Annotated in this window: 19 protein-coding genes; 6 read left to right on the top strand and 13 right to left on the bottom strand. The window is 44.3% G+C overall.

What is annotated here, in order from left to right:
• Positions 1-50: 50 nt before the first annotated feature.
• From MMA19_RS14685 to MMA19_RS14665, 5 genes are all read right to left on the bottom strand, one after another.
• Positions 51-3,155, bottom strand: a complete 3,105-nt coding sequence (locus MMA19_RS14685; RefSeq protein WP_240206531.1) for a beta-galactosidase — start codon at positions 3,153-3,155, stop codon at positions 51-53.
• Positions 3,156-3,168: 13 nt separating this feature from the next.
• Complete coding sequence (locus tag MMA19_RS14680; protein ID WP_006071941.1) at positions 3,169-3,984, bottom strand: carbohydrate ABC transporter permease; 816 nt, start codon at positions 3,982-3,984, stop codon at positions 3,169-3,171.
• On the bottom strand, positions 3,984-4,901 hold the full coding sequence (locus MMA19_RS14675) for a sugar ABC transporter permease (RefSeq protein WP_006071943.1): 918 nt from the start codon (positions 4,899-4,901) through the stop codon (positions 3,984-3,986). Before MMA19_RS14675 ends, MMA19_RS14680 begins: the two co-directional genes overlap by 1 nt.
• Before the next feature lie 72 nt (positions 4,902-4,973).
• On the bottom strand, positions 4,974-6,233 hold the full coding sequence (locus MMA19_RS14670) for an extracellular solute-binding protein (protein WP_038225465.1): 1,260 nt from the start codon (positions 6,231-6,233) through the stop codon (positions 4,974-4,976).
• A 254-nt stretch (positions 6,234-6,487) separates the two neighbouring features.
• Positions 6,488-7,432, bottom strand: coding sequence for a LysR family transcriptional regulator (locus tag MMA19_RS14665; protein ID WP_240206530.1), 945 nt, complete (start codon positions 7,430-7,432; stop codon positions 6,488-6,490).
• Positions 7,433-7,580: 148 nt separating this feature from the next.
• Between MMA19_RS14665 and chrA the strand changes: the two genes are divergently transcribed.
• From chrA to MMA19_RS14650, 3 genes are all read left to right on the top strand, one after another.
• A complete protein-coding gene (chrA, locus tag MMA19_RS14660) occupies positions 7,581-8,738 on the top strand; it encodes a chromate efflux transporter (RefSeq protein ID WP_240206582.1) in 1,158 nt (385 codons plus the stop codon).
• Positions 8,739-8,908: 170 nt separating this feature from the next.
• Entirely contained in the window at positions 8,909-10,042 is a 1,134-nt protein-coding gene (locus MMA19_RS14655) for an HD domain-containing phosphohydrolase (RefSeq protein WP_240206529.1), read from the top strand.
• 204 nt (positions 10,043-10,246) lie between these two features.
• Positions 10,247-11,932: an AMP-binding protein gene (locus tag MMA19_RS14650; protein WP_038222495.1), complete on the top strand. Its 1,686-nt coding sequence runs from the start codon at positions 10,247-10,249 to the stop codon at positions 11,930-11,932.
• 41 nt (positions 11,933-11,973) lie between these two features.
• On the opposite strand, the gene MMA19_RS14645 is transcribed toward MMA19_RS14650, so the two are convergent.
• Positions 11,974-12,189, bottom strand: a complete 216-nt coding sequence (locus tag MMA19_RS14645) for a DUF1127 domain-containing protein (protein ID WP_240206528.1) — start codon at positions 12,187-12,189, stop codon at positions 11,974-11,976.
• Between the two features lie 91 nt (positions 12,190-12,280).
• Between MMA19_RS14645 and MMA19_RS14640 the strand changes: the two genes are divergently transcribed.
• On the top strand, positions 12,281-13,222 hold the full coding sequence (locus tag MMA19_RS14640; protein WP_240206527.1) for a LysR substrate-binding domain-containing protein: 942 nt from the start codon (positions 12,281-12,283) through the stop codon (positions 13,220-13,222).
• 55 nt (positions 13,223-13,277) lie between these two features.
• Here the strand turns inward: MMA19_RS14640 and fusA are convergent, their stop codons facing one another.
• Both fusA and radA read right to left on the bottom strand, forming a co-directional pair.
• The gene (gene fusA / locus MMA19_RS14635) at positions 13,278-15,359 is read right to left on the bottom strand and encodes an elongation factor G (protein WP_006071965.1); all 2,082 of its coding nucleotides are present in this window, start codon (positions 15,357-15,359) and stop codon (positions 13,278-13,280) included.
• Between the two features lie 293 nt (positions 15,360-15,652).
• The gene (gene radA / locus MMA19_RS14630; protein ID WP_006071967.1) at positions 15,653-17,032 is read right to left on the bottom strand and encodes a DNA repair protein RadA; all 1,380 of its coding nucleotides are present in this window, start codon (positions 17,030-17,032) and stop codon (positions 15,653-15,655) included.
• Between the two features lie 262 nt (positions 17,033-17,294).
• Between radA and MMA19_RS14625 the strand changes: the two genes are divergently transcribed.
• Positions 17,295-19,640 (top strand): PilZ domain-containing protein, encoded by a 2,346-nt coding sequence (locus tag MMA19_RS14625; protein ID WP_006071969.1) that lies wholly within the window; start codon positions 17,295-17,297, stop codon positions 19,638-19,640.
• Between the two features lie 51 nt (positions 19,641-19,691).
• Here the strand turns inward: MMA19_RS14625 and serB are convergent, their stop codons facing one another.
• Positions 19,692-20,660, bottom strand: coding sequence for a phosphoserine phosphatase (serB, locus tag MMA19_RS14620; protein ID WP_240206526.1), 969 nt, complete (start codon positions 20,658-20,660; stop codon positions 19,692-19,694).
• A 107-nt stretch (positions 20,661-20,767) separates the two neighbouring features.
• Here serB and MMA19_RS14615 point away from each other — a divergent pair, with 107 nt between their 5' ends.
• On the top strand, positions 20,768-21,367 hold the full coding sequence (locus tag MMA19_RS14615) for a YtjB family periplasmic protein (RefSeq protein ID WP_031494062.1): 600 nt from the start codon (positions 20,768-20,770) through the stop codon (positions 21,365-21,367).
• Between the two features lie 95 nt (positions 21,368-21,462).
• Here MMA19_RS14615 and deoD read toward each other — a convergent pair whose 3' ends face one another.
• From deoD to deoC, 4 genes are all read right to left on the bottom strand, one after another.
• On the bottom strand, positions 21,463-22,182 hold the full coding sequence (gene deoD, locus MMA19_RS14610) for a purine-nucleoside phosphorylase (RefSeq protein WP_006071974.1): 720 nt from the start codon (positions 22,180-22,182) through the stop codon (positions 21,463-21,465).
• 103 nt (positions 22,183-22,285) lie between these two features.
• The gene (locus MMA19_RS14605) at positions 22,286-23,506 is read right to left on the bottom strand and encodes a phosphopentomutase (RefSeq protein ID WP_006071976.1); all 1,221 of its coding nucleotides are present in this window, start codon (positions 23,504-23,506) and stop codon (positions 22,286-22,288) included.
• Between the two features lie 15 nt (positions 23,507-23,521).
• Positions 23,522-24,856, bottom strand: a complete 1,335-nt coding sequence (deoA, locus tag MMA19_RS14600; protein ID WP_006071978.1) for a thymidine phosphorylase — start codon at positions 24,854-24,856, stop codon at positions 23,522-23,524.
• A gap of 85 nt (positions 24,857-24,941) precedes the next feature.
• Positions 24,942-25,718, bottom strand: coding sequence for a deoxyribose-phosphate aldolase (gene deoC, locus MMA19_RS14595; protein ID WP_006071980.1), 777 nt, complete (start codon positions 25,716-25,718; stop codon positions 24,942-24,944).
• Positions 25,719-25,968: the final 250 nt, after the last annotated feature.

Below are 25,968 nucleotides of genomic sequence, written 5' to 3'. Positions count from 1 at the left end.
CTAAGCGTCTCCTTAGCAAGCGAAGTTCAATCTTTATGAATGATGAAACGCTATGCGTGCGCCGACATACGCAGCGTCAATTGATAGCGATATTGTTCAGCAAGCAACTTGAATTCTTCATGAACGCTTGGTGTCCATGAGTCATCACCGCCCACGCCCATATGGAAGCCATCAACGCGCACAAACAGTTTTCCGCTGTCTACCAATTCATTGGTATGTTTCGCTGCTTTCATCACTTCAGTACTATAGCGACTGACGGAGAGGTGATGCTCACCAGTAATCGATAACGCGCCAATTTGGCTCTGTTTAACATCACTGCGTAGGCCACAATCAGTTGGGAATATATAGGGCGTATGCATCTCTTCAATAGACGCTTGATAACGTCCCATATGCGCCGCCTGTTTTCTATCGCTGTAGTTTTCAAAAGGACCACGTCCATACCAGCTAACTGAATCGATTGTGTTAGCAAGTGCTAACTCCATACCGACTCGAGGCAGTGATGGCAGACCTTTAGCCGCATTGACCGTTACATCTACGTTGACTTCACCATCATTGAAGACTTGATAAGTCCATAGTGTTTCAAACACCAACTGCCCTTCAAACGTATGAGCGTAGCGAGATTCTACTTGGTGGTATTTGCCACGAGCCAAGTGGTCAAAGCCAATACATTCGGCCGTCAACGATGGCAGACCTGCCGCATCCCAACGAGCTAACCATGTTGTTGGGTCCACTCGGTCAGCTTCACTGGTGCCGATGTCATTATCCAATGGCGCACGGTAGAAGTTATCTTTTGGCGCTTGCAATAACGACTCTTGTCCTGCTACTAACCAAGACGTTAGATACCCTGTTGCGCTATCAAACGTAATAGATTGCTCACCTGCAGTCAGCGTCAAGGTATCACCTTTCACTACTGCATCAGGCAAACCAGAATCGTTACTTAGTCGCGGTGCTAGACCAAACTTCGCAGGCAGGGTAATTTGCTCTGCTGACACAAGATGACCAGCCTCAGACCATGTGGTTGCAGAGGTTTTTACAATCTCAACATTAAGATGGTAATCACTACCTAACTTAGTTTCTGGTAATGCTTCAGCTAACTGAATATCAAGGTGACCTTCTGGAGAGATAATTAACTCCGTAGAGCCTTGGGCAATGGCAAAACCATCTTCTGTAATAGTCCAGTTTAATACCTCATCGCTTGGCGATGTAAATAGGTACTCACTTTCTACTCGAATCACTACAGGCTCAGTAGAGCGAAGGGTGACTTGATGGAATTGTTGCGCCTTTTTCGCTTCAAACAAAGTAGGGTGCACGGTGCGGTCAGGGAAAATGAGACCATTGATACAGAACTGTCGGTCATTGATGTCATCACCAAAATCACCACCATATGCCCAGTACTGAGTACCGTTTTCGTCGGTCTTAGTCAAACCTTGGTCTACCCAGTCCCAAATAAAGCCGCCTTGTAAGCGTGGGTACTCACGGAACACATCCCAGTATTTGTCGAAGCTACCTAAACTGTTCCCCATCGCATGTGCGTATTCGCAAAGGATAAGCGGGCGCTCTTCACCCGGCATTCCAAGCCACTTTTTGATAGCAAGTTTTGGAGTGACCGTTGGGTCGATATGATGACGCTGATCGCTGTCCACACGAGCATACATCGGCACGATAATATCGGTTGCTGCCGTATCGGAACCGCCACCTTCATATTGTACCGGACGTGATGGATCGCGAAGTTTAGTCCATTGGTACATTGCATGATGGTTGTTACCAATACCTGACTCATTGCCTAAAGACCAAATGATAATGGATGGGTGGTTCTTATCACGCTCAACCAAACGAATCATTCGACGCATATACGCGTTCATCCAGGTAACATCATCCGACAGACGACACATTGGGAACTGGCCGTGCGTTTCGATGTTGGCCTCATCAACTAGGTATAAGCCGTATTCGTCACATAACTCATACCAAAGTGGATCATTTGGATAGTGTGCGGTTCGCACCGCATTGAAGTTGTATTGTTTCAGCAGTTTGATATCTTCAATCATGCCTTCACGAGTCATAGTGTGACCCATTTCTGGATGATGTTCGTGACGGTTAACCCCGCGTACCAACAGTGCCTTACCGTTCACCTTCAATTGACCGTCAGTGATCTCAACGCTGCGGAAGCCAACGTTGTATGCTTCACAATCCACCAACTGACCATCTTCGTCATTAAGAGAAACCACTAGACGGTAAAGATTCGGCTCTTCAGCACTCCATTTTTTCGGGTTTTCAATAGCAACCCGGTGTTCAGCAATTTCTTGCCACGGACCTTTCTCATCGATGATGCGCTGACCACATAGTGCAGACTTGCGCCCAAAGATGCTATTGCCCAATTCATCAAACAGCTCAATATTGACGCTGAATGGTGAGGCCTTCTCAGTAAGCTTAGTGGTGACTTTTAGCACTGCATCGCGGTAGCACGCATCAAGCTCAGTATTGACCTGTACATCAGCAATGGCTGTTTTTGGCTTAGTGCGCAGAGTGACGTTACGGAAAATCCCACTCAGCCACCACATATCTTGGTCTTCGAGATACGAACCATCAGACCATCGCAGAACCATCACTGATAATTGGTTTTCACCTTCGACAACAAACTCAGTCAGGTCAAACTCAGCCGCTAGACGGCTGTCTTGAGAATAACCAATCCAGACTCCATTACACCAGATATGAAATGCCGAGTTCACACCATCGAAAGTGATGGTTTGTCGCTCATCAGCTTTGATGCTGTCGAGTGCAAATGACACACGATACAACCCCGTTGGGTTATCCTGCGGCACGATTGGTGGGGTATCAGCAAACGGATACTTAACATTGGTATAGATAGGTTTATCAAAACCCTGCAGTTGCCAGTTACTTGGCACTTGAATCGCGTCCCATTGACTGTCGTCAAACGCAGTTTCAACACACGATGCTTCAACCTGCTCTGGTTGAGAGAACAACTTAAATTTCCATTCACCGTTTAGCGAGCGCATATTCTCAGACGGTAGGTTCTCTTTTGCAGCAACTTCACTGTGAAACGCATTAAGCGGCGCATGTGCGTCCAGAACGTTATGATGCGTTACATGCTGGTTTTCCCACTCTCTAGCGGAAATTACTTGATCGAAAGTTCTCATTCTAAACATCTCTCTATTTCACAGAGCCAGTCATACCGGCCACAAATTGCTTCTGCATCAAAAAGAATACGGCTAGGGTTGGAATGGTTGCCACCACAGTCCCCACCATAATGATGCCAAAATCAGGGAAGTAGGCTGACGACAAAGAGGACAGCACTAAGTTAATTGTTTTTAGTTCGGCAGATTGCAATACAATCAACGGCCATAAAAAGGCATTCCACGACGTCATAAAGACGATAATAAAGGCAGCCGCGTACGTGGTTTTCATCACGGGCATATAAACAAACAGGTAGATTTTCCAATCTTTCACACCATCAACTCGCGCCGCATCAATAAGTTCTGATGGGAACGCTTTAGTACATTGGCGGAAATAGAACACAATGAATACTGAAGCAATGGTCGGTAGCATCACTGCAAGGTGAGTATCCAACAGACCTGCCTTCGCCATTAGTGTGAACAGTGGAATCATCAGCGCGGCAAATGGAATCATCATTGTCAGCAGCATGGCACTGTAAACACGGTCACGTACCTTGCTCTTATACACTTCAAAACCATAACCAGCCATAGATGAGATTAGCAGCGTAAACAGCGTACTAATAATGGCAATCTTCGAGGTATTGTAGAAAATTAGCCAAAGGTCAATTTGCTCATTCAATTTAGCTAAGTTAATCAGTAATTGGTCACCAAAAGTGAATTTACCCGTATTAACCTGAGTCGTTGTGTTAGTACTGGACACAATCATCCAATAAAACGGAAATAATGAGACTAACGAGAATATTGATAGAAATGCGTACATTAAACCACGCATCGCTTTGTTTTTATTATTCATTATTTATCCCTCGCAATTCTAAATTGAAGCATTGCTAGAATAGCGGCAAAGAATACGATGACGTACGATACCGTTGCTGCATAACCAAAGTTTGGAACAAACTTAAATGACAGGTCATAGATATACATAGATAACGTTAGAGTTTCATTCGCAGGACCACCAGCGGTAATATTCACCACCTCATCAAATAACTGCAATGTACCAATGGTCGACATAACCGTAGTAAATAGGATAACCGGCTTGAGTAAGGGAACCGTAATAAAGAAGAACTGTTTAATAGGACTCACACCTTCAATACGCGCTGCTTCATAAATTGACTTATCAATGTTCTGCATTGCAGACAAGAAGAAGATCATGTTATAGCCTGTCCAGCGCCACGTAATCGCAATAATGATGGTTACTTTGGCCCAAAATGGGTCAGCCATCCATGGAATTGGGTCGCTTACAATGCCTGTCCACATAAGGAACGAGTTCACAATGCCTTCATACGCAAACATACTCTTAAATAGAATCGAGTAAGCTACCAAGGAAGTAACACATGGTAGGAAAATCGCTAAGCGGAATAAGCTTCTGAACTTAAGATTTGGTGAGTTTAAACAAGACGATAATGCTAACGAAAGCAAGATCATAATAGGCACTTGAATAATCAAGAAAATAAACGTATTCGAGAGCGCTTTTAAAAATACAGGATCGTTAAATAAACGAGTTACGTTGCCAAAACCAACGAACTCCATAATAACACCACGTCCAGAGTGCATAGCCATCCAAAGTGAATTCACTATTGGATAGATCATAAATAAGGACACTAATATGACGGCAGGTAATACGAAACCCCAGCCATTAATATCATAAAAACGCTGAAAGCTATTTTTATTGTTTTTGGAGTTAGACTTAATCGTCTTGACTAATTCACTCATAATGACACCAACAAAGAGAAGAAAAGGCCCCCACCCTGACTCGCAGCAGAGATGGGGGCAAAGGAAAAACGATTATTGAATTTGATATTTCAGTTGTTGCTCAACACTTTCTAAGACTTTATCGATTGGTGCACCTTGCATGATTGAAGGCATCTGCGCTGCAATTGCAGCATCGACTTCATAGGTGTACATGCCATAGTTAACCGCTGGAATTTCAGCAGCCCATTTGTTGAAGTCTGAGTAAATCTTTTGGTTATTGAAGTAGCTATCTTCATATTGGTAGGCTTGTGTGTTACCAGCAGGTAAGTAAGAACCTACGGCACCTTGCTTCTTAAGAATTTCGTTGTAGAACTCTTTGTCAGAGCCAAAAGTTTGATTTAAGAAGTCGATAGCTGTATCTGCTTCTTTCGATGCACTCAATACATACCAGCTTGAACCACCAAGGTTAGAACTATTCACTGCCCCTTCTACATTCAGGCGTGGTGTTGACGCAACCGCCCATTTACCTTCTTGACCTTCGCCTGCTTTAACTGATGCTGTAATCCAAACACCAGTCGTAATAGAAGCAACAGCGCCGCTATTTACCGAACCAACCCACTCAGACCAGCCAATGGTAGGACGCGCAATTTCTGTAGTATGAAGATCACGGAAAATCTTAATGCCTTCTTCAAGCGCTTTGTTGTTAGCAATGTTTAGGCTACCGTCTTGATTGAAGTACCAACTGCCTGCACCTTGAATCATGACGCGCAGTAGACCAAGGTCAGATGGGTTATTACCTAACATGGAAACGCCGGTCTTCTCTTTCACTTGTTTACCAATTTCAATGAAACGGTCCCAAGTAATATTTTCCATGTCCTTAGCGCTGAAACCTGCTTTTTCAAGAATATCAGTACGGTAGTAAAGGCCTGATACACCCGTATCAAATGGTAGGCCATATACTTCATCGCCGACGGTCATTACATTCACTTTGTACGGAGCAAACTGAGTATAATCAACGGCATTTGTCATAGGAGCAAATGAACCAGGATATGACTGTAAGTATTTCTGAGCATTGTAATCTTCAATCAATACCACATCAGGCAATGCCGACGTGATTCCAGACGCTAGCATAGTGTGCAGCTTCTGTTCGATATCCGCTTTCGCAAAATCAACGACTTTAATGTTTACATCTTCATGCTTCGCTTCGTATTTCTCAGCGGCTTCTTGCATGATGGCCACATTAAAGTTTGGATCCCATGCCCATACCGTGATGTCTTTCGCGAATGCTGTTTGACTGAAACAAGCTAGACCTACTGCAGAGGCCACTAATCCTTTAACCATTTGCTTCTTCATAACTGTTATTCTCATTTTTTGTAGGGGTTTTTGCTTCCATTTGGAAACGTTTACACAGAGAAACTAGCATTTATTTTTTGTAATTAAAGGGGGAGAGATGGGATTTTTGATCTATTACCGCTAGAAATTGCTTAGGTTGTGGGTCTGATCACTTTCTTAACAGAATTATTAGCAGTTAGCCTCCATATGCAACTAACTGCGAAATTTGGATACGTTAACAATTGTTACAGAGCAATTTTGTGTAATCCTTACCACTAAAGTGTGGTTTCATGCAGCGACGATAAAATGGCTTCATATATGGTGTCTTTTAGCCAATGAATTTTATCGCTCATGTGCGACTGCTTCTTCCAAATCATAGAGATATCAAAATCAGCCACGGGCACTGGTGGTGGAGCGGATGTAAGGTTAGTTTGAATCAGGTTAATCTTGGCCATTTTTTCGGGCACTATCGCAAACATCTCACGACCAGTAACTAAACGCCCTATCGTCAGAAAGTTTCGCGAGACGGCAGTGACTTCACGGGATAATCCAATTGACTCTAGCTGCTTATCGACGTTACTCGTGAAGTTACCCTCCGGACTGACTAAGCAATGCGGCAGAGAGGCGAAGGTCTCGATATCCAATTCGCCAACCTTCACCAAACTACTGTCATAGATACAGACATGTTTTTCAGTGTAGAGCTTTTGCGCACTAAACTGCTGCTCTAAATCGGGGATACTACCGATGATGATGTCTAAGTTTTCCTGCTCACTGACTGAACGGTAATTGTGTCGATTAACATTGATGAAACTGACTTTCGCGCTAGGGGCTTGTGACACTATGGCGTCATAAATAGTTGGAGCAAAGATAAACTCCGCGTAATCCGTTAATCCTATTTTGCAGATTCCGCGATAATTCTTTGCCAAGAATTGTTCTGTGGGTAACACGTTAAATTGCACCAGATTTAATATCTGTTCTACCGTTGGATACAGCTCTGTAGCTCGCTCTGTCGGTACCATTTGATGACCTTTGCGTTCAAAAAGTCGGTCCCCACACAAAGTTCGTAACTTAGATAAACTGTGACTCATTGCTGACTGACTGACAAAGCTCTTCTCAGCCGCTACAGACACACTGCGTGTTTGGTAAAGGTGAAAGAATACGATCAACAAATTTAAATCAATGCGTTTCCAATCAATCTTCTCTCGTCCAGTTTCACTCATAGTATCTATCAAATCTATTAATTTGAATCATTATAGATGAGTCAGTAGCATCGGCGCTAATCGAAATTGTTATTTTCATAAGATAGGTGCGCAGGTGTCTACGTTAAGCAAAGAAACCACAAACAACCACTCAAACAGCAATGAGTCATTGTTTGCTATATTTAAGATCTTTTTCGCTCTAGGATGGGTCAGCTTTGGTGGTCCCGCAGCTCATATAGGTTATTTCCGCAATACCTTTGTTGAGAAACTCAATTGGCTAAGCGATGAAGAGTACGCTCAAATTGTTGCTTTAAGCCAATTTCTACCGGGCCCAGGTTCAAGCCAAGTCGGTTTTGCTGTCGGTTATCAACGCGCAGGCATTGGCGGTGGTATCATGGCATTTCTTGGCTTCACACTGCCATCAGTAATCCTCATGCTTGCCCTTGCAGTCTTGAGCAGTCAGCTCACTGAATCCAGTTACTTTCAGAATGTGGTGCACGGCCTGAAACTTCTCGCCGTGTTAGTAGTCGCTGACGCCACGTGGGGTATGTATAAGAATTTCTGCAAGTCTAAACTCACTGTTTCTATTTGTATCGCTACTGCCATTACACTGCTTTTGTTCCAAAGTATTGCTGCGCAAATTCTGGTTTTAGTTGTAGCTGCTCTTTTAGGCGTCCGATATCTCCCAAATACAGAAATCGTAAATACCTCCAGTAAACTGTCTTTCTCTGTATTGCCACTAGTCAGCTTCGTCGTACTTCTTATCGCCCTACCATTTATAGGTCAATGGTCGTCATCGATAGCACTTTTCTCCGATTTCTACCAAGCGGGTAGTTTGGTATTTGGTGGCGGTCACGTGGTTCTTCCTCTGCTACAAAATATTGTGGGTGATCAATTAACGCAAGACGCGTTCTTAACAGGTTATGCCGCAGCACAGGCAGTGCCAGGACCAATGTTCACTTTTGCTACTTACATCGGTTATGAGCTAATGCCTTCGGCACCAGTATGGGGGGCGATTGTTGCAACACTTGGTGTATTTGTTCCTGGCTTTTTGCTCCTTGTCGGCGTGTTAAAAAACTGGCAGCAGCTCGCTAAAATACCGGCGATTTCTGGTGCATTGGTGGGCGTAAACGCCGCCGTAGTTGGTTTGTTATTGTCTGCCCTCTACCAGCCTGTCTTTGTTAGCGCTGTTTTTGGTGCAATGGATCTTGCTTGGGTGCTTTTAGGTGCACTCCTTATGAAGCAGTTTAAACTGCCTATCGTTTGGATGGTGGTGTTCTTTGCTTTTGCAGGGTTACTATCACCAGCCGTGGTAAGTTTAATCTAAATCAATTATCACTCTGATTTTAGGTAATATTTCTCGTCACAGTTTCAGCTTAGTCATACACTAATTAATGAGGGGAGCTCCCCTCATTGCAGTTTCAATTCAATAAAAGGGTTTTATATCGACAAGCAGTGATTAGGTGCTAAAACACCTACACAAACAGGGGGTGAGTTATGAGAAAGGACTGCTCTATTGGGAGCCATCATCGGAGTTCGAGCCGAGGCTCTATTAATGATGAATTAAAACGTGCCCATCATGCTATTAGCCTTCATGCTCCCGAAATCGTTAGAATCTCTGTCGCGCTCTTCGATGCCCAGCATGCTAGGTTGAGTACATTTGCACATAGTACATTACAAGGAGAGCCCCTGCTTCGATACAGTGCTCCTATTAGCGCTAACTCCGCGCTTGGACAACTGGCCTGCAAGCATAAACATCGCGTCATTAATGACCTTTCATCAGCTATTACCAATTCATCGCAACACTCAAGTTGGTTGTTACAACAGCCTTATGCGGCCTCATTAACCTTACCCGTCCTCAACGATGGTCACTTTACTGGGTTACTATTTTTAGATGCAAATCAACCTCAGTTTTTCGACAATACTACGGTTGAACAATTAACCTCTTGTACCAATGAGCTCGCTAAAGCGGTCAACGAACAGCGCAGCTACGTCAATGCCATGGCTGATATGGGCTATACCGTTCGTAGTACCAATTTCGAACATCTAGATGAGAGCCTCGATCATGCTTACCGAGTCGGTCAGTACGCAAGGCTCATTGCGCTGCAAGTGGCTGAACTGTATCAACTCGATGATGAAACCATCGACTATATCGTGCACTTTGCAGAGTTACACGACATAGGTAAGTACTCTTCATTGAGTTCGAAACAGAGCTCTCCGTGGCAAGAAATGTGGCATAGCAATGTCGCAATGCAAGGACAAATTCAACAAGGGCTGAACTTAGTCAACCAGCTCGCAAAACAGATCCACGATCGAAAGCCAACCAGCATGACACTGTTAACAGATATCATCCAATATCATCATGAATATTTAGATGGTTCAGGTGCGCCAAACGGACTAAGTCATGCCGAAATTCCTATTGCTGCTCGTATTGTTACCGTTGCTAACATTTTTGATGCCCTAACCAGTCACCGTCATTACAGTGAATCTTGGTCCTTGATCCATGCATTATTGGAACTAGAAAAGATGGTCGCACTCGGCAAGATTGATAGCGATTGTGTGCACGCATTGCGCTGCCAGCAAGACGCAATCAAGCTTGTTATGTATTCCACACATATTCCTTGGCATTAAAATCTTATTGGACAATCTAAATCCTTATATTCCACTTAACTCACATTATTGGAGCTTTTGCTCCAATAATGTGCTTGAGCCCACAATAATCCGTCATTAGCATCTTGCGGTACTTACCCATTGTGACTAGTATTGTAATGTTAACAACACATTAACATTACAATAACTATAAATTATCGTTCTACACGAAAACGGAGTTCAGGAATGATACTGCCTAATGAAAGCACTCTCTCAAGTTGTACCCTACCGCCGCCCAACGAGATGATCCTAAAGTGGGCGCAAGAAAGACCGAATGAAGTTTACTTAAAACAAATTATCAATCGTGAGTTCGTCGAATTCACTTATGCTGACGTAGCAGATAAAGCATTACGTCTTGTTTCTGCTCTTCGTGGTCTTGGCATACAGCCAGGCGAAAAGGTCGCGCTCATTTCTAAAAACTGCGCAGAGTGGTTTATTTGCGATTTAGCGATGATGCTTGGCGACTACATCAGTGTACCAATTTTCCCAACCGCTGGTGCCGATACCATTGAATACTGTCTAACACACAGTGAAAGTAAGGTGTTGATTGCAGGTAAGCTTGATGATGCTAAAGCCACCACCTCTGTCATTGAGTCTCTTGGTGATCTAATCACGATTTCCCTGCCTTACGATACCGCGCCAGATTGCCAGCACACATTTAATCAATTGATCGCTGATAGCAAGCCAAGTGAAGAGCGCCCTGTTCACTATGACGACAAGCTAATGTCGTTGGTTTATACCTCAGGCACCTCAGGGCTACCAAAGGGTGCCATGTTGACCTATGGCGCATTTAGCTGGTCGGTACAAAGACTTATCGACCATATTGGCATTGAACCCAACGATCGTCTGTTCTCTTATTTACCGCTAGCTCATATTACTGAGCGAGTGTACATCTTTGGTTCATCAGTAGTTGGAGGCGTGCAGACGGCATTCCCAGAGTCATTAGACACCTTTATCGAAGATGTGAAGATGCAGCGTCCAACACTGTTTATTTCAGTGCCGCGACTATGGACTCTGTTTCAGCAGCGTATTCAAGATAAACTGCCACAGAAGAAACTCAACATTCTACTTAAGATACCGTTCGTCAACTCATTGATTAAGAAGAAGTTGGCAGACGGCTTAGGACTTGACCAAGCACGAGTACTTGGTTGTGGTTCCGCTCCTGTGCCTCCAGCTCTGTTAGATTGGTATCACAGCGTCGGGCTGAATATCACTGAAGCCTGGGGCATGACCGAATCTTTCGCTTACAGTACCATTAACTACCCATTTAGGGCCGACAAAATAGGTACTGTTGGTAACGCAGGCCCAGGTATTGAACTTAAGATTGCTGAGGATGATGAAATCATGGTTCGAGGACAAGGTCTCTTCTCGGGCTACTACAAAAATGACATTGCGACTCAAGAAGCATTTGATAGCGAAGGATGGTTGCATACTGGCGATATCGGCGCTATTGATGGCGAAGGTTATCTAACCATTCAGGGTCGTAAGAAAGACACCTTCAAAACGGCTAAAGGTAAGTTTGTCGCACCTGTACCTATTGAGAAAAAGCTGGCGGAATACAGCCGTGTCGAAATGATGTGTTTAATCGGTTTAGGCTTACCAGCTCCAATCTTACTCGTTGTGCCTCACGACTTCCCTAACTTTGACAAAGCACGCTACGCACGTACCGCTGAGCGTGTCGTTAAGCGCATGAATCAAGAACTTGAGTCTCATGAGCAAATCAAAGGTGTGCTAATGGTTAAGGAACCATGGAGTATTGAGAACGGGTTACTAACACCAACACTGAAAATCAAACGCCATTTGCTTGAACAGAAGTATCATGAAGTCGGCCATAGCTGGCCTAAAGATAAACTGGTCGTTTGGGAAGAGTAGCACTCATGCATACTAGATAAAGGCGACGTTAGTCGCCTTTTTTATTTGTATTGCCAAAATGGTCTTCGACTTTCTCGATTGGCCTGTTCTCTAGTCACTCCAATGTCTTCTAACAAATGATCTGGCATTTCCGATAACACTTTTCTAGTACGTTGATTCTGACGCCATTGCCTGACGTAAGTTAAGATTAACTTAGTCAACGAGCCTTTCACCGCTCTATCTTGTACATATTGATTGGAGTTGATTGTTTTATCCATTGCCTATCCCCCTCTGTTTTGTATAATTTTTATGCAAAACATCAATGTGTGACAAACGATCTATTTTGACTTTGAGTTAAGGAAAGCTTAAGTGAAAGAAAAACTGCCTCCCCTTCAAGGACTTTACTATTTCTATAAAGCGGCTGAGCTAGGCAGCTTTAAGATGGCCGCCAATCGCCTGTTTGTTTCAGCGGCTGCAGTAAGTCAACAAATTCGACAGTTGGAAGAGAGCCTAGGTTGTCATTTGTTTTATCGGCAGCACAGGAAAGTGTTATTAACGCCAGAGGGCCAACAACTATATAGAGAACTTGCCAAGGGCTTTGAACATATATTCACCGGAGTTCAGAGTGTCAACCAAGATCCTAACCCCAATCGTTTGTCCATCTCGACATTGCCATCATTTGCTCAACACTGGTTGGTGCCGAGAATACAAAGCTTTCGTCAGCAAAACCCTGATATTGCGCTTTTGATCGAGCCTAATAACCAATTGGTCTCTTTTCAGGATCAATCCGTTGATATTTGTCTACGTTATGGTGAAGGTATCTATGAGGGCGTGCAAAGCCACTTACTCATGGAAGATATTATCTACCCTGTGTGCCACCCGCTGTATCAACAGCAACACCAGATTTATGATGTTCAAGATTTGCATCGAGCCGACCTGATTGAAGATACTTGGCCGGATATGGATTGGAACTTGTGGCTACAACATGTCGGTGCGCCTGTAGGCAATCGAACGCTACAATATAACGGCTCGCACTTCGTTGTCGAAGGCGCACTGTCTGTTCAAGGCGTTGGGCTTATCAAACACAGCCTAGCCTATCGCTATATCAAAGAAGGAACCCTAGTGCGAATCGGCAATTACGCACTCAAGCCTAAATTTGCCTATTACCTGTGTGCTCCAGAGCATTACTTCAATCGACCTAAACTCAAAATCTTTATTCAATGGCTACAGCAAGAAGTCGCTGACTTTAAGCAGTGCGATATGTCTCATTTAGATATTATCGACACCGACTACGTACTCAGGTCGTTATAAAGGCAATAAAAAACCCGCCATAAGGCGGGTTTTATCAGTCAAAGGAAAAGACGAATTACTTCTTCTCTTCTTTTGCTTTAGCAATAACTTCTTCAGCAACGTTTGCTGGACAAGCGCTGTAGTGTGAGAACTCCATAGAGAACTGACCACGACCAGAAGTGATTGTACGTAGGTGACCGATGTAGCCGAACATCTCAGATAGAGGAACGTCAGCTTTAATACGAACACCAGTAGCACCAGCTTGTTGGTCTTTGATCATACCACGACGACGGTTAAGGTCACCGATTACATCACCAACGTTGTCTTCTGGAGAGAACACGTCAACGTGCATGATTGGCTCTAGAAGTTGAGCACCAGCTTTTGGCATAGATTGACGGAATGCACCTTTCGCTGCGATTTCGAATGCGATTGCAGACGAGTCAACTGCGTGGAAACCACCGTCGTATAGTTCAACTTCAACGTCTAGCGTTGGGAAGCCAGCTAGAACACCAGTTTCCATCATAGATGCGAAACCTTTCTCAACTGCAGGCCAGAATTCTTTAGGTACGTTACCACCAACAACTGTTGAAGAGAACGTGAAGCCAGAGTTTGGCTCACCTGGTTTGATACGGTAGTCAATCTTACCGAACTGACCAGAACCACCAGACTGTTTCTTGTGCGTGTAGCTATCTTCAACTGCTTGAGTGATAGTTTCACGGTAAGCAACCTGTGGTTGACCTACTTCAAGCTCAACGCCGTAAGTACGCTTCAGGATGTCTACTTTGATGTCTAGGTGAAGTTCACCCATACCTTTCAGGATAGTTTCACCTGAATCTTCGTCAGTCTCAACCTGGAATGATGGATCTTCTGCAACCATCTTACCGATCGCGATACCCATTTTCTCTGTAGAACCTTTGTCCTTAGGAGAAACAGCAATAGAGATTACTGGTTCAGGGAAGATCATTGGCTCAAGAGTACACTCGTGCTTAGGATCACATAGAGTGTGACCAGTTTGAACGTTCTTCATACCAACAACAGCGATGATGTCACCAGCTTGTGCAGTAGTTAGTTCGTTACGCTCATCTGCTTGCATCTCAACCATACGGCCGATACGCTCAGTTTTACCAGTTGCAGAGTTAAGGATTGTGTCACCCTTGTTCATTACACCTGAGTAGATACGGATAAACGTTAGAGCACCGAAACGGTCGTCCATGATCTTAAATGCTAGAGCACGTAGTGGCTCATCAGCAGATACAGTTGCAACTTCGCCAGTTGGTTCACCAGTTTCTGGATCAGTTAGAGGCTGAGGATCTACTTCAGTTGGAGATGGTAGGTAGTCAACAACTGCGTCAAGAACTAGCTGAACACCCTTGTTCTTAAATGCAGAACCACAGAATGTTGGGAAGAATGCTAGGTCACGAGTACCTTTACGGATACAACGCTTGATGTCTTCGATTGAAGGCTCTTCACCTTCCATGTACGCTTCCATTAGGTCATCGTCTTGCTCAACAGCAGTTTCGATAAGCTCTTCACGGTAAGCTTCAACGTCGTCAACCATGTCAGCTGGAACGTCTTTAACTTCGTAGTTTTCTGGAAGACCAGAGTCATCCCATACGTATGCTTTACGGCTTAGTAGGTCTACAACACCAACGAAGTCGTCTTCACGACCGATTGGAAGAACCATTACTAGTGGGTTTGCAGCAAGAACGTTCTTAACTTGATCAACTACGTTGAAGAAGTCTGCACCCATACGGTCAAGTTTGTTAACGAAGATGATACGAGATACTTCTGATTCGTTCGCATAGCGCCAGTTAGTTTCTGACTGAGGCTCAACACCACCAGAACCACAGAATACACCGATACCACCATCTAGTACTTTCAGAGAACGATATACTTCAACTGTAAAGTCAACGTGTCCAGGAGTATCGATAACGTTTAGACGGTGATCGTTCCAGAAACAGCTAACTGCCGCTGATTGGATAGTAATACCACGCTCAGCTTCCTGCTCCATGAAGTCAGTAGTTGATTCACCATCATGAACTTCACCAGTCTTATGGATTTGGCCAGTCAGTTTTAGGATACGCTCAGTTGTTGTGGTTTTACCCGCATCAACGTGCGCGAAAATACCAATATTTCTGTATTTTGATAAATCAGTCATCGTTTTACTCTGTTAATAGGATATAAAATGCGCGCAGAGTATATCACAATCTGTCAAGACGGATAGCTTTGCGTGCATTCGTATTAAAAAAAAGTTATGCCTTCGCGGCGTATTAAGGTGCCAAATAGAGCAAAACTGCCTCTAAATGCTTGTTACACCTAGCTTCATCCGTGTTGGCTACTGTTGTTAGTTCGCAGTTAATTTTAGCTGCTCTTCGTGATTTTTCGATGTCATTTCGTAAAATCATACATTTTGTTGGCGACATTCTACCTAATTTTTCACAAAAACCATCATTAAAGTTCATCGAAAGCAGAAATCGCTTCAGATAGCTTCTTAACTCCGTGGATTTGCATACCTTCAATACCGCCTTTTGGCATATTTGCCGCTGGTACAATGGCTTTTTTGAAACCGTGCTTAAACGCTTCCATTAATCGCTCTTGACCACTTGGAACCGGACGAATTTCACCCGCCAGCCCAACTTCACCAAACACGACGACATCTTTAGGTAGTGGACGGTCTCTAAAGCTTGAAAGCAAGGCCATCACCAAGGCAAGGTCAGCACTGGTTTCGGTCACTTTGACACCACCAACCACATTCACAAATACATCTTGATCAGCCATTTGCAGACCGCCATGTTTATGCAAAACAGCAAGCAATAAAGACAAGCGATTTTGCTCTAAGCCAACTGCAACTCGGCGTGGGTTTGCTAGCTGGCTATAATCTACCAGTGCTTGAATCTCAACCAATAGTGGACGCGTACCTTCCCACACCACCATAACCGAGCTGCCTGACGTTTCTTCTTCACCACGAGAGAGGAAAATCGCCGAAGGGTTACTCACTTCCTTCAAACCTTGTCCCGTCATGGCGAATACGCCTAGCTCATTGACCGCACCAAAACGGTTTTTGTGGCTACGTAACGTTCTAAATCGGCTGTCCGTTCCACCGTCGAGCAACACCGAACAGTCAATAATATGCTCAAGAACCTTAGGACCTGCCAACGTGCCATCTTTAGTCACGTGACCAACAATGAAGATAGCAACGTTATTCTGTTTAGCATATCGAGTTAATGCTGTTGCCGACTCTCTTACCTGAGCCACACTGCCTGGCGACGATTGAACATCAGCCACATGCATAACTTGGATGGAGTCGATAACCATCAGCTTCGGTTGTTCCTTCTCTGCCACTTGACAAATACGATCAACGTTGGTTTCAGACAGCATTTTTAGGTGCTCTTTTGGCAAACCTAAACGAGATGCTCGCATGGCAACCTGCTGCAAGGATTCTTCACCCGTTACGTAGAGGGTTGGCATTTGCGACGATAGCCAGCACATTGCTTGTAAAAGCAGTGTCGATTTACCTGCCCCTGGGTTACCACCAATGAGGATAGCTGCCCCGGGGACCACCCCGCCACCAAGTACACGGTCAAGTTCTTTAAAACCACTGGTAAATCGAGGGACCTCTTGTAAGTCAATCTCAGATAAGGTTTGGACGCTGGATTCCGTGGAACTGCCTGCGTAACCGGTCAAGCGTTCATTACGAGCGACTTGAGGTGATGCCGCTAAACGAACCTCACTGATGGTGTTCCAACTACCACATGCATTACATTGCCCCTGCCAACGAGGGAAGTCAGCCCCGCAGTCATTACATACATAAGCTCTTTTCGCTTTTGCCATTTTTAACTCAACCCGTCACGATAATTACTCAAACAAATGCAATCCATTGCACCTTTTATTGAGAAATGTATTAATTTTCGAAAATGTTCGGCGATAAAATTTGTCAAGAATCGACAAGAATCTAAAAATAGATCCGATAATTACCTTATATTTATCAGTAGATAACATTAAGGTTTTCGGCATGGTAGCCGATATAATAGCTTCACGCTGTGCTATTTCTTGATGACACTCATCATCTCAAAGGGACACTTTAACAAAACTCATGCAGCAACCTGAAATACTTTCCATCGCAGAACGCTTGATTTCGGCGTATCACGCTGATGACTTTGATTATGTACTTAGTCAAGTGACCGAGGGTGAGTCTCCCTCGACAAAACTCCTGGTTAAAATGGAACTTAATCGCCTTATGGCCCCTTGCCATAAGCGTATTGACCTTCGTGGTCGAGTCACCAGCAATTGCCACGAGTATCAACTTAATGGGCTAGCTCACTGGCTTGATGACCGTGCATTTGATAGTTACCACAAACTGACCAAGAAATTTGGCGGCTACACCGAAGGCGTATGGGAATCGTTAGTTAATAAGAAAACCTTGAGCAATCTTGGTGATGAGCAACGCGCCGCGCATGAGGGCGAGTTGACCGATCCACAAAGTCCTTATCTGGCGGACGCCATTAACTTAGGTTACGACCTGAAGCGTAAAGAGAATCGCCTTAAACTCGAATCTCAAGTATCTATTCAATTGGAAAATGGAGACGTAGTCACTGGGCTTAGTGTCGATCTCTCCAGTTCAGGTGCCAAATTCAAAGTGCCAGGTACCTTTGATTACGACTTAGGCCAAGTGATTAGTGTTAGCTTTGACGAACTCGCCCAAACCAGTCAAGTTAAGGAAATCACCAAACCGATCGAATACCGTGTACTCGGTGTCGATGGTCTACACGGTGTATCCCCGGTTAAGTATCTAAGAACACTAAGATTGTCGCGCACTAATGCGGTCGAAATGGTGGTTGAAAAGCTACTGAATACTGAATCAAAAAAAATCCGCCACGATAACCAAGATAGGATTACCCGAGCTCGTACTCGAGGTTTCGAACACAGTTATCTTAAACACGCCTGTAACCTACCGCTGTTTTTTAGCGGTAATGAACTGAAGGTGGCACTGCTAACAGAAAATAACCAAGACATTTGGCACTACTGGCATGATGAGCGTAATCAACAATCGCTGGGGGCTTTGTTTTCTCGAGAGAGAATGGATTTACTGGTCAAAGCAGGCATCAAAGGCTGTAGCAACGTACTTTATACCTTTACCCACGAACATCAGGGGATGAAACTGTTTTATTCCATGATGATGCCAGAGGCAGATCGTCAAGAACGTCAATTGTTCTGGCATATTGGCGGACGTCGAGATAGTTGGAAAGCGTTTCGTCTCTCCGTATTCGAGCTGTCCGAAGAAGACGTCACCACGATTTCGCACAACTACAGCGATCTCGTGAATGGTAATGAAAAATTGACTCACTTCGGTATTCTGCAGGAGATCAGTGATGCTAATTCAGCCGCTGACTACCTATTTACAGAAAAACCTCGTCTTCCGGCTAACAGTCTAAATCGCTTTAGACACCCAAGAAAAGTAGAAAGCCAGCCAAGAGGGTTGTATTTCGATGCGCAATCCAGACGAAAAGAACCGCGATATCAATTCAGCACGCCGCTGTTTGTTCAATGTGATGAAAACACAGTTATTCGTGGAAAAACGCTCGACTTGTCTAAACGTGGTGCAAGCATAGAGCTATTGGAACCGTTGCCTGTCAAAACAGGGGCATTAATCTCGATAGATTACTTGGAGCTGAAACGCTATAACGACAGATTGCCATTGAACCGAGTCCCCTATGAGGTGGTTCGGTTATCCCAGGATCGCAAAACCGTACATTTATCGATTGTCGAATCCGGCAAAACCATCAAGACCATCGCCTTTTTCAATGGCATGATTGATAACAACCAAGATAAGCTGATCGCTAAACAAGAGCTGCTTCCAAGTCCCGCTTTACTGGAATCATTGCATAACGTCTTATTGGCTAAAATGGTCTCAACACCTATCTATATCGATAAACGAGGGACCTCAATAAAGAGTCGCACTGTTGGCGTCAATTTCCCTCTGCCAGGCTATATGCAGTTCTTGGAACGAATTGGCCACAATCAAAAATTTGCCTTAGAACCTATTTTTAAAGGACGCAGCAATACGTTAATTGCAGAACCGATGAAGAAGAAGCCCGGAGCAAAGCCGGTCTATCACGAACTGTATATTGGAGTATTGAAACTAGGGCAACGTATTCAGTCGATTCATACCAAATTACGCGAAGACTTTGAGTCCACCCAAAGCCGGATTAAGTTCATTAAAGATGCGCTAAGTATGGGCGAACTCTACGTGTTAAGAATTTCCTCTGGTCCGGTGTATGATGCTTTGACAACCTTGATGAAGAAAGACATCAATGAACTGCTTTCGTTGAGTTTGAGCCACGCTCGCAACTTAGAAAATGAGATGACATCAATTTGCGGCTATTGCGAGCTTATCGACATTACAGAAGAAGTATTAATTCGCTTAGAGCTAAATCATTAAGCTTCATCCATAAAACAAAGGGCGCTCAATGCGCCCTTTGTTATCTTTCACTTACCAGTTGATTCGTTTTTGTCTTGCGAGTAACCCTGACAGCACACACACAATCCCACCTAAACCTGCATGGTTAATGGCTACCTGTGCCTGAGCTTCAACTTTAGGTTTTGCGTGATACGCAATACCTAAACCAGCCGCCGCCATCATCACCAAGTCATTGGCACCATCACCCACGGCAATGGTGTTATGCGGCTCAACATCATACTCTTCCGCTAACTCTAGCAAGATGTCTGCTTTAGTTTGTGCTGAGACGACATCCCCAAGTACTTCGCCAGTCAGTTTGCCATTTTCAATCGCCAACGTATTTGATTGAGCAAAATCCAAATTTAATTTCTGCTTTAAGAAATCAGAAAAATAGGTAAATCCACCAGACGCAATCGCCGTTTTCCAGCCATAAGACTGAAGAGTTTTTAGCATTTCTTCTAACTCTGGCATCAACGGCAACTGTGAACGAACGCTCTCAAGAATCGCTTCATCTGCATCTTTTAATGTTGCAACACGTTGGCGCAAACTCGCCTCAAAATCCAACTCTCCTTGCATCGCTCGCTCTGTTACTTCTGCAACCTGCTCACCTACTCCAGCAAGTTTGGCGATTTCGTCAATACACTCAATCTGAATGGCGGTCGAGTCCATATCCAAGACAATCACACCCGGCTTATTGAGGTCGGGAACATCATACAGTGCTGCGCAATCCACTTTGAGCTCATTCAGAATCACTTTATGGTCGGCGGTTAACTGGCCATCCATCAGTGCCACTTCATATTGCCCAACCTGCCAAATGTCGAGAATTCGGCTGGTTTCACCGATATAGAAATCCATATCATTGAAAATATCAGGAGACAAATAATGAGAATACATAATCCAACTGGCTTTATTTTTCTCCAGTTGATGAGACATGAGTGTCTCAGGGAAACGTTCCTTCAATGGAATACGTTTGGTAATCACTAACGGCTTTACAGCGTCCATGGCTAATCCTTCCTTTAAAAAGCTCCTAAAACGTTAACCTATTGCAATTTGGTTGTGCAAGCATCAATATGAACCAATCAGTAATTTCATAGTACTTTTAAACTTATATGGACGGTTCGCTGTTTTCGTTTCGCAACTTTTTGAGGTTAGTAGCGCTTTGCTTAATCGCTGCTATGGTGTTCTTCATCACAACAAATAGCTTTGTTATCAGTAAAGGTAACGAGCGCATTCAAGCGAATCAGTTAGAAGTGCTTTCTAAAGTTCTGATTTCTCAGGCCTCACTCTCTGCCAGACAGATGCTGATTGATCAAGACCAAGAGCGTTTAGGTGCTCTGACCAACCAGTTAGCACAAGAACGTCTGGTGTTAGATGCGACCGTTTATGATTCTGAAGGGGTCAAAATTGCCGCCAGTACAGACGCCAAAACGGCGCGCGAAGTCCTAGGGCTCGATACTCCACTCTCAACTGCCAGCATTGGCCGCCAACAACTAGTCGAGCCGATCATCAACGATCATACCATCATAGGTTTTGTTCGAATCACCTTTGAAACTGGTAAGGTAACCGCAATTTCCGATCATCACTACCGCAAAAGTGATCGCTTTATGTATATGATGATCTTGATGAGTTTTATCTCTGGTGTGCTACTGATGGTCATCGTTAGAAAACAACCGAAAACCAAAGGCGAGAATTTACTGCTCAAGCAATAGAATGCTCGTGTACCTTTTGAAAACATAAGCCATTCCCAGATACAAAAAAGCCTCGCACAAGCGAGGCTTTTTTACATACGTTATTAGCGTCTTGCTTATTCTGCGTCACCTAGCAAAACAGAATCTAGAGCAATCTCCATCATTTCATTAAATGTGGTTGCACGCTCATCAGAGGTCGTTTGCTCACCAGTCTTGATATGGTCAGATACGGTGCAGATAGCCAGTGCTTTTGCTCCGTATTCTGCTGCAACACCGTAGATGCCTGCCGCTTCCATCTCAACACCAACAATGCCATATTTGTCCATTACATCGAACATTTCAGGATCAGGAGTGTAGAACAGCTCAGCAGAGAATAGGTTACCCACTTTTACGTTAATACCGCGAGCTTTTGCCGCTTCTTCAGCGTTCTTCACCATGTTGTAGTCAGCAATCGCCGCAAAGTCATGGTTCTTAAAGCGAATACGGTTCACTTTAGAATCAGTACATGCGCCCATACCAATAACAACGTCGCGCACTTTGATGTCTTCGTTAACCGCACCGCAACTACCTACACGGATAATCTTCTTAACACCAAAATCTTTGATCAGTTCAGTAACGTAAATAGAGCATGATGGAATACCCATACCGTGACCCATTACAGAGATACGACGACCTTTGTAAGTGCCTGTGTAGCCATACATATTACGTACATCACACACTTGTACCGCATCATCCAAAAACGTATCAGCAATGTATTTTGCGCGAAGTGGATCGCCCGGCATCAATACTACGTCTGCAAAATCACCCATTTCCGCATTAATGTGAGGAGTAGCCATGACTGTTTCCCTTTATTCTCAGTGCTTGTTCCTAGGACTTAGTGCCTAGAGATATGTTAAATGTACAACGCTCAAGTGAGACTTGAGCGTTGTTCGTTAATGATTATAGGAAGTTCTTTCCGTAATCCATTGAGGATGTACCAAAGTAACTTGCAAGGCTTTGACCAATATCAGCAAAGCTATCACGAAGACCTAAAGAACCTGCTGGAACCTTGTGACCATAAACGATAACAGGAATGTGTTCACGTGTATGGTCAGTACCTGGCCAAGTTGGGTCACAACCATGGTCAGCCGTCAGAATAAGAACATCGTCTTCTTCCATCAGTTCGATTACTTCGTGAATACGAGAATCGAAGTACTCAAGCGCGGCTGCATAACCCGCCACATCACGACGGTGACCGTACGCCGAATCAAAATCAACAAAGTTAGTGAAAACGATCGTGTTGTCACCCGCTTCTTTGATTTGCTCTTTGGTTGCTTCAAATAGCGCTGGAATGCCTGTGGCTTTCACTTTCTTAGTGATACCGCAGTTCGCGTAAATATCAGCAATCTTACCGATAGATACCACTTGTCCCTGCTTCTCTTCAACAAGCTTCGACAACACGGTTGGCGCTGGCGGTTCAACAGAAAGGTCACGACGGTTACCCGTGCGCTCAAATTGCCCTTTACCTGGACCAATAAATGGACGTGCGATAACACGACCAATATTGTAATCCTCAAGCTCTTCACGAGCGATTTGGCAAAGCTCAAGCAGACGATCTAAACCATAAGTTTCTTCATGACATGCAATCTGGAAAACTGAATCCGCTGACGTATAGAAGATAGGTTTGCCCGTCTTCATATGCTCTTCGCCCAGGTCATCAAGTACTTGAGTCCCTGATGCGTGACAGTTACCTAAAAAGCCATCTAAACCTGCACGATCTAGAATACGGTCGGTCAGCTCTTTCGGGAAACTATTTTGCTTATCCGTGAAGTAGCCCCAATCAAACAAAACAGGAACACCAGCAATTTCCCAGTGACCAGACGGAGTATCTTTACCTGACGATAACTCTGCTGCGTGACCATAAGCACCGACAATTTCGACGTCATCACGAAGGCCCTGTGCCAAAGCACCTGTAGACTCTTTATGCGCCATGGCTAGGCCGAGCTTGCTCAAATTCGGTAGCTTTAGCTCACCGCTGCGCTGATCGTTATCAGCCAAACCTTTTGCACACTGCTCTGCAATATGACCCAGTGTATCTGAGCCTACATCACCAAATTGCTCAGCATCGGCTGCTGCGCCAATACCAAATGAATCTAATACTAAAATAAATGCGCGTTTCATAATTTCTCCTCACGCTTATGCGAGATCTTCCGCTCGAATTTGGCGGTACACACAAGGCGTTTCTACGTAAGCTTGCTCACCGATTGTCATTGCGGCTTTCAATGCATTTGCTGCTTCTTGCCATTGCGCTTCATTACGCGCATGGATAACAGCTAGTGGCTTGTCTGCACTTGCCGTCTCGCCTAATCGAATAAATTGATCAAAGCCTACCGCGTAGTCGATGGTATCTGTTGCCACGCGGCGACCACCGCCCATGCCAACTACAGCCATACCAATCGCTCGAGTATCCATCGCTGAAACAATACCTTCATTGTCAGCGTATACTGGCTTGATAATTTCTGCTTTCTCTAAATAATTATCGTAGTTTTCAACGAAGTCTGCAGGGCCGCCTAAACCTTTGACCATTTTACCAAAGCACTCAGCAGCCTTACCGTTATCAAGTACTTCATTCAGCTTAGCTTCTGCTTGCTCAGTGTCTTCAGCTAACTTCGCTAACACCAACATTTCGCTACAAAGTGCCATCGTCACTTCATACAAACGTGGATTTCGGTATTCACCCGTCAAGAATTGTACAGCCTCACGAACCTCAACTGCATTACCTGCAGAAGAAGCAAGCACTTGATTCATATCGGTAAGGATAGCCGTAGTCTTAGTGCCAGCACCGTTAGCTACGGCAACGATAGAGTTGGCTAACTCTTCTGATGCTTCATAAGTTGGCATGAAAGCACCAGAACCGACTTTTACATCCATCACTAGTGATTCAAGACCTGCCGCCAGTTTCTTCGATAAGATAGACGCAGTAATCAGAGAGATATTGTCAACCGTTGCAGTGATATCACGAGTCGCATAAACACGCTTATCAGCCGGCGCAAGATCGCCAGTTTGACCGATAATCGCTACACCAGCGTCTTTGGTTACTTCACCAAACACGTCATTGGTTGGTGTAATGTCATAGCCGGGAATAGATTCTAGCTTGTCCAGCGTGCCACCCGTATGGCCCAGACCGCGACCAGAAATCATCGGTACAAAGCCACCACATGCAGCAATCATAGGACCAAGCATCAGTGATGTTACATCACCAACACCACCTGTTGAGTGTTTATCAACAATCGGACCACCAAAGTTCATGTGGCCCCAATCGATAACCATGCCAGAATCACGCATTGCGCACGTGAGAGCAATACGCTCTGGCATAGTCATTTCATTAAAAAAGATGGTCATTGCAAAGGCAGCAATCTGGCCTTCAGATACGGTGTCCTTGGCAACACCTTGGATAAAGAAGTTAATTTCTTCAGCAGTTAGCTCTTGGCCATCACGTTTTTTACGAATAATTTCTTGTGGTAAATACATTAGTACCTCCCCAGTCTAAGCTTGGGTTGTAGGGATAGAGGGAATAGTGGTGGCTGGAAATCAGCCACCAACAAAAAGATTCAGATTAATATGCAGATGGATCTGCAGTTTCGTCTGTTACTTCTAATGTATTCAGGAGATTAGTTAGAAGGCTAGAGGCACCAAAGCGGTAGTGCATGTTGTCTGCCCAATCTGCACCTAGAATGTCATCAGCCATTGCTAGATAAGCAGCAGCATCTTCCGCTGTACGAACGCCACCTGCTGGCTTGAAGCCAACTTTCTCTGCAACGCCCATATCGCGAATCACTTCTAACATCATGCGCGCGTACTCAGGAGTAGCGTTAACTGGCACTTTACCTGTTGATGTTTTGATAAAATCCGCGCCTGCTTTGATACAGATTTCTGAAGCTTTCTTGATAAGCGCTTCTTCTTTAAGCTCACCAGTTTCGATGATCACTTTTAGAAGGATATCACCACACGCTTCTTTACATTGCTTAACAAGTTCGAAGCCTACTTCTTCGTTGCCTGCCATCAGTGCGCGGTATGGGAATACAACGTCCACTTCGTCTGCACCGTATGCAACAGCTGCTTTAGTCTCAGCTACCGCAATTTCAATGTCATCGTTACCGTGAGGGAAGTTAGTCACAGTTGCGATACGTACTTCTGGTGTACCTTGTTCGCGTAGCGTTTTCTTTGCAATAGGAATAAAGCGAGGATAAATACAGATCGCCGCCGTGTTACCCACTGGCGATTTTGCGTCATGACATAGTGCGATCACTTTTTCATTAGTGTCGTCATCATTTAGCGTGGTTAGATCCATAAGTTTTAGTGCACGTAGAGCTGCTGCTTTTAAATCGCTCATTTCTATCTCCGGTCAATATATTCAATTAATTACCTGACAAACTCGTCAGCAATAAATGAACGGACTTGGTTCCTTGAAGACTCGGTTCAGCTATTAGGTTAAAGCTGAATACCAATTGCTATCCTTGTCACCGCACAGTACCTGCTCGTTAAAATCACCTGATTCCTATCTTGGTGAGAACTGGCTCTGGCTACATAAAGCTTCGCGAAAACACGAAAGAATTACTTAGTAGCCTATACAGTATAGGACT

This window comes from Vibrio sp. CyArs1 (assembly GCF_022432925.1).
In the GTDB taxonomy this organism is placed as follows: domain Bacteria; phylum Pseudomonadota; class Gammaproteobacteria; order Enterobacterales; family Vibrionaceae; genus Vibrio; species Vibrio mediterranei.
Note: the sequence above shows the minus strand (reverse complement) of the source record. Positions and strands in the feature narration are given on the sequence as shown.

Bases quoted from the DNA above. Each gene is read 5' to 3' on its own strand.
- MMA19_RS14685 (WP_240206531.1), bottom strand. From the start codon at position 3,155: ATGAGAACTTTCGATCAAGTAATTTCCGCTAGAGAGTGGGAAAACCAG.
- MMA19_RS14680 (WP_006071941.1), bottom strand. From the start codon at position 3,984: ATGAATAATAAAAACAAAGCGATGCGTGGTTTAATGTACGCATTTCTA.
- MMA19_RS14675 (WP_006071943.1), bottom strand. From the start codon at position 4,901: ATGAGTGAATTAGTCAAGACGATTAAGTCTAACTCCAAAAACAATAAA.
- MMA19_RS14670 (WP_038225465.1), bottom strand. From the start codon at position 6,233: ATGAAGAAGCAAATGGTTAAAGGATTAGTGGCCTCTGCAGTAGGTCTA.
- MMA19_RS14665 (WP_240206530.1), bottom strand. From the start codon at position 7,432: ATGAGTGAAACTGGACGAGAGAAGATTGATTGGAAACGCATTGATTTA.
- MMA19_RS14655 (WP_240206529.1), top strand. From the start codon at position 8,909: ATGAGAAAGGACTGCTCTATTGGGAGCCATCATCGGAGTTCGAGCCGA.
- MMA19_RS14650 (WP_038222495.1), top strand. From the start codon at position 10,247: ATGATACTGCCTAATGAAAGCACTCTCTCAAGTTGTACCCTACCGCCG.
- MMA19_RS14645 (WP_240206528.1), bottom strand. From the start codon at position 12,189: ATGGATAAAACAATCAACTCCAATCAATATGTACAAGATAGAGCGGTG.
- fusA (WP_006071965.1), bottom strand. From the start codon at position 15,359: ATGACTGATTTATCAAAATACAGAAATATTGGTATTTTCGCGCACGTT.
- radA (WP_006071967.1), bottom strand. From the start codon at position 17,032: ATGGCAAAAGCGAAAAGAGCTTATGTATGTAATGACTGCGGGGCTGAC.
- MMA19_RS14625 (WP_006071969.1), top strand. From the start codon at position 17,295: ATGCAGCAACCTGAAATACTTTCCATCGCAGAACGCTTGATTTCGGCG.
- serB (WP_240206526.1), bottom strand. From the start codon at position 20,660: ATGGACGCTGTAAAGCCGTTAGTGATTACCAAACGTATTCCATTGAAG.
- MMA19_RS14615 (WP_031494062.1), top strand. From the start codon at position 20,768: ATGGACGGTTCGCTGTTTTCGTTTCGCAACTTTTTGAGGTTAGTAGCG.
- deoD (WP_006071974.1), bottom strand. From the start codon at position 22,182: ATGGCTACTCCTCACATTAATGCGGAAATGGGTGATTTTGCAGACGTA.
- MMA19_RS14605 (WP_006071976.1), bottom strand. From the start codon at position 23,506: ATGAAACGCGCATTTATTTTAGTATTAGATTCATTTGGTATTGGCGCA.
- deoA (WP_006071978.1), bottom strand. From the start codon at position 24,856: ATGTATTTACCACAAGAAATTATTCGTAAAAAACGTGATGGCCAAGAG.
- deoC (WP_006071980.1), bottom strand. From the start codon at position 25,718: ATGAGCGATTTAAAAGCAGCAGCTCTACGTGCACTAAAACTTATGGAT.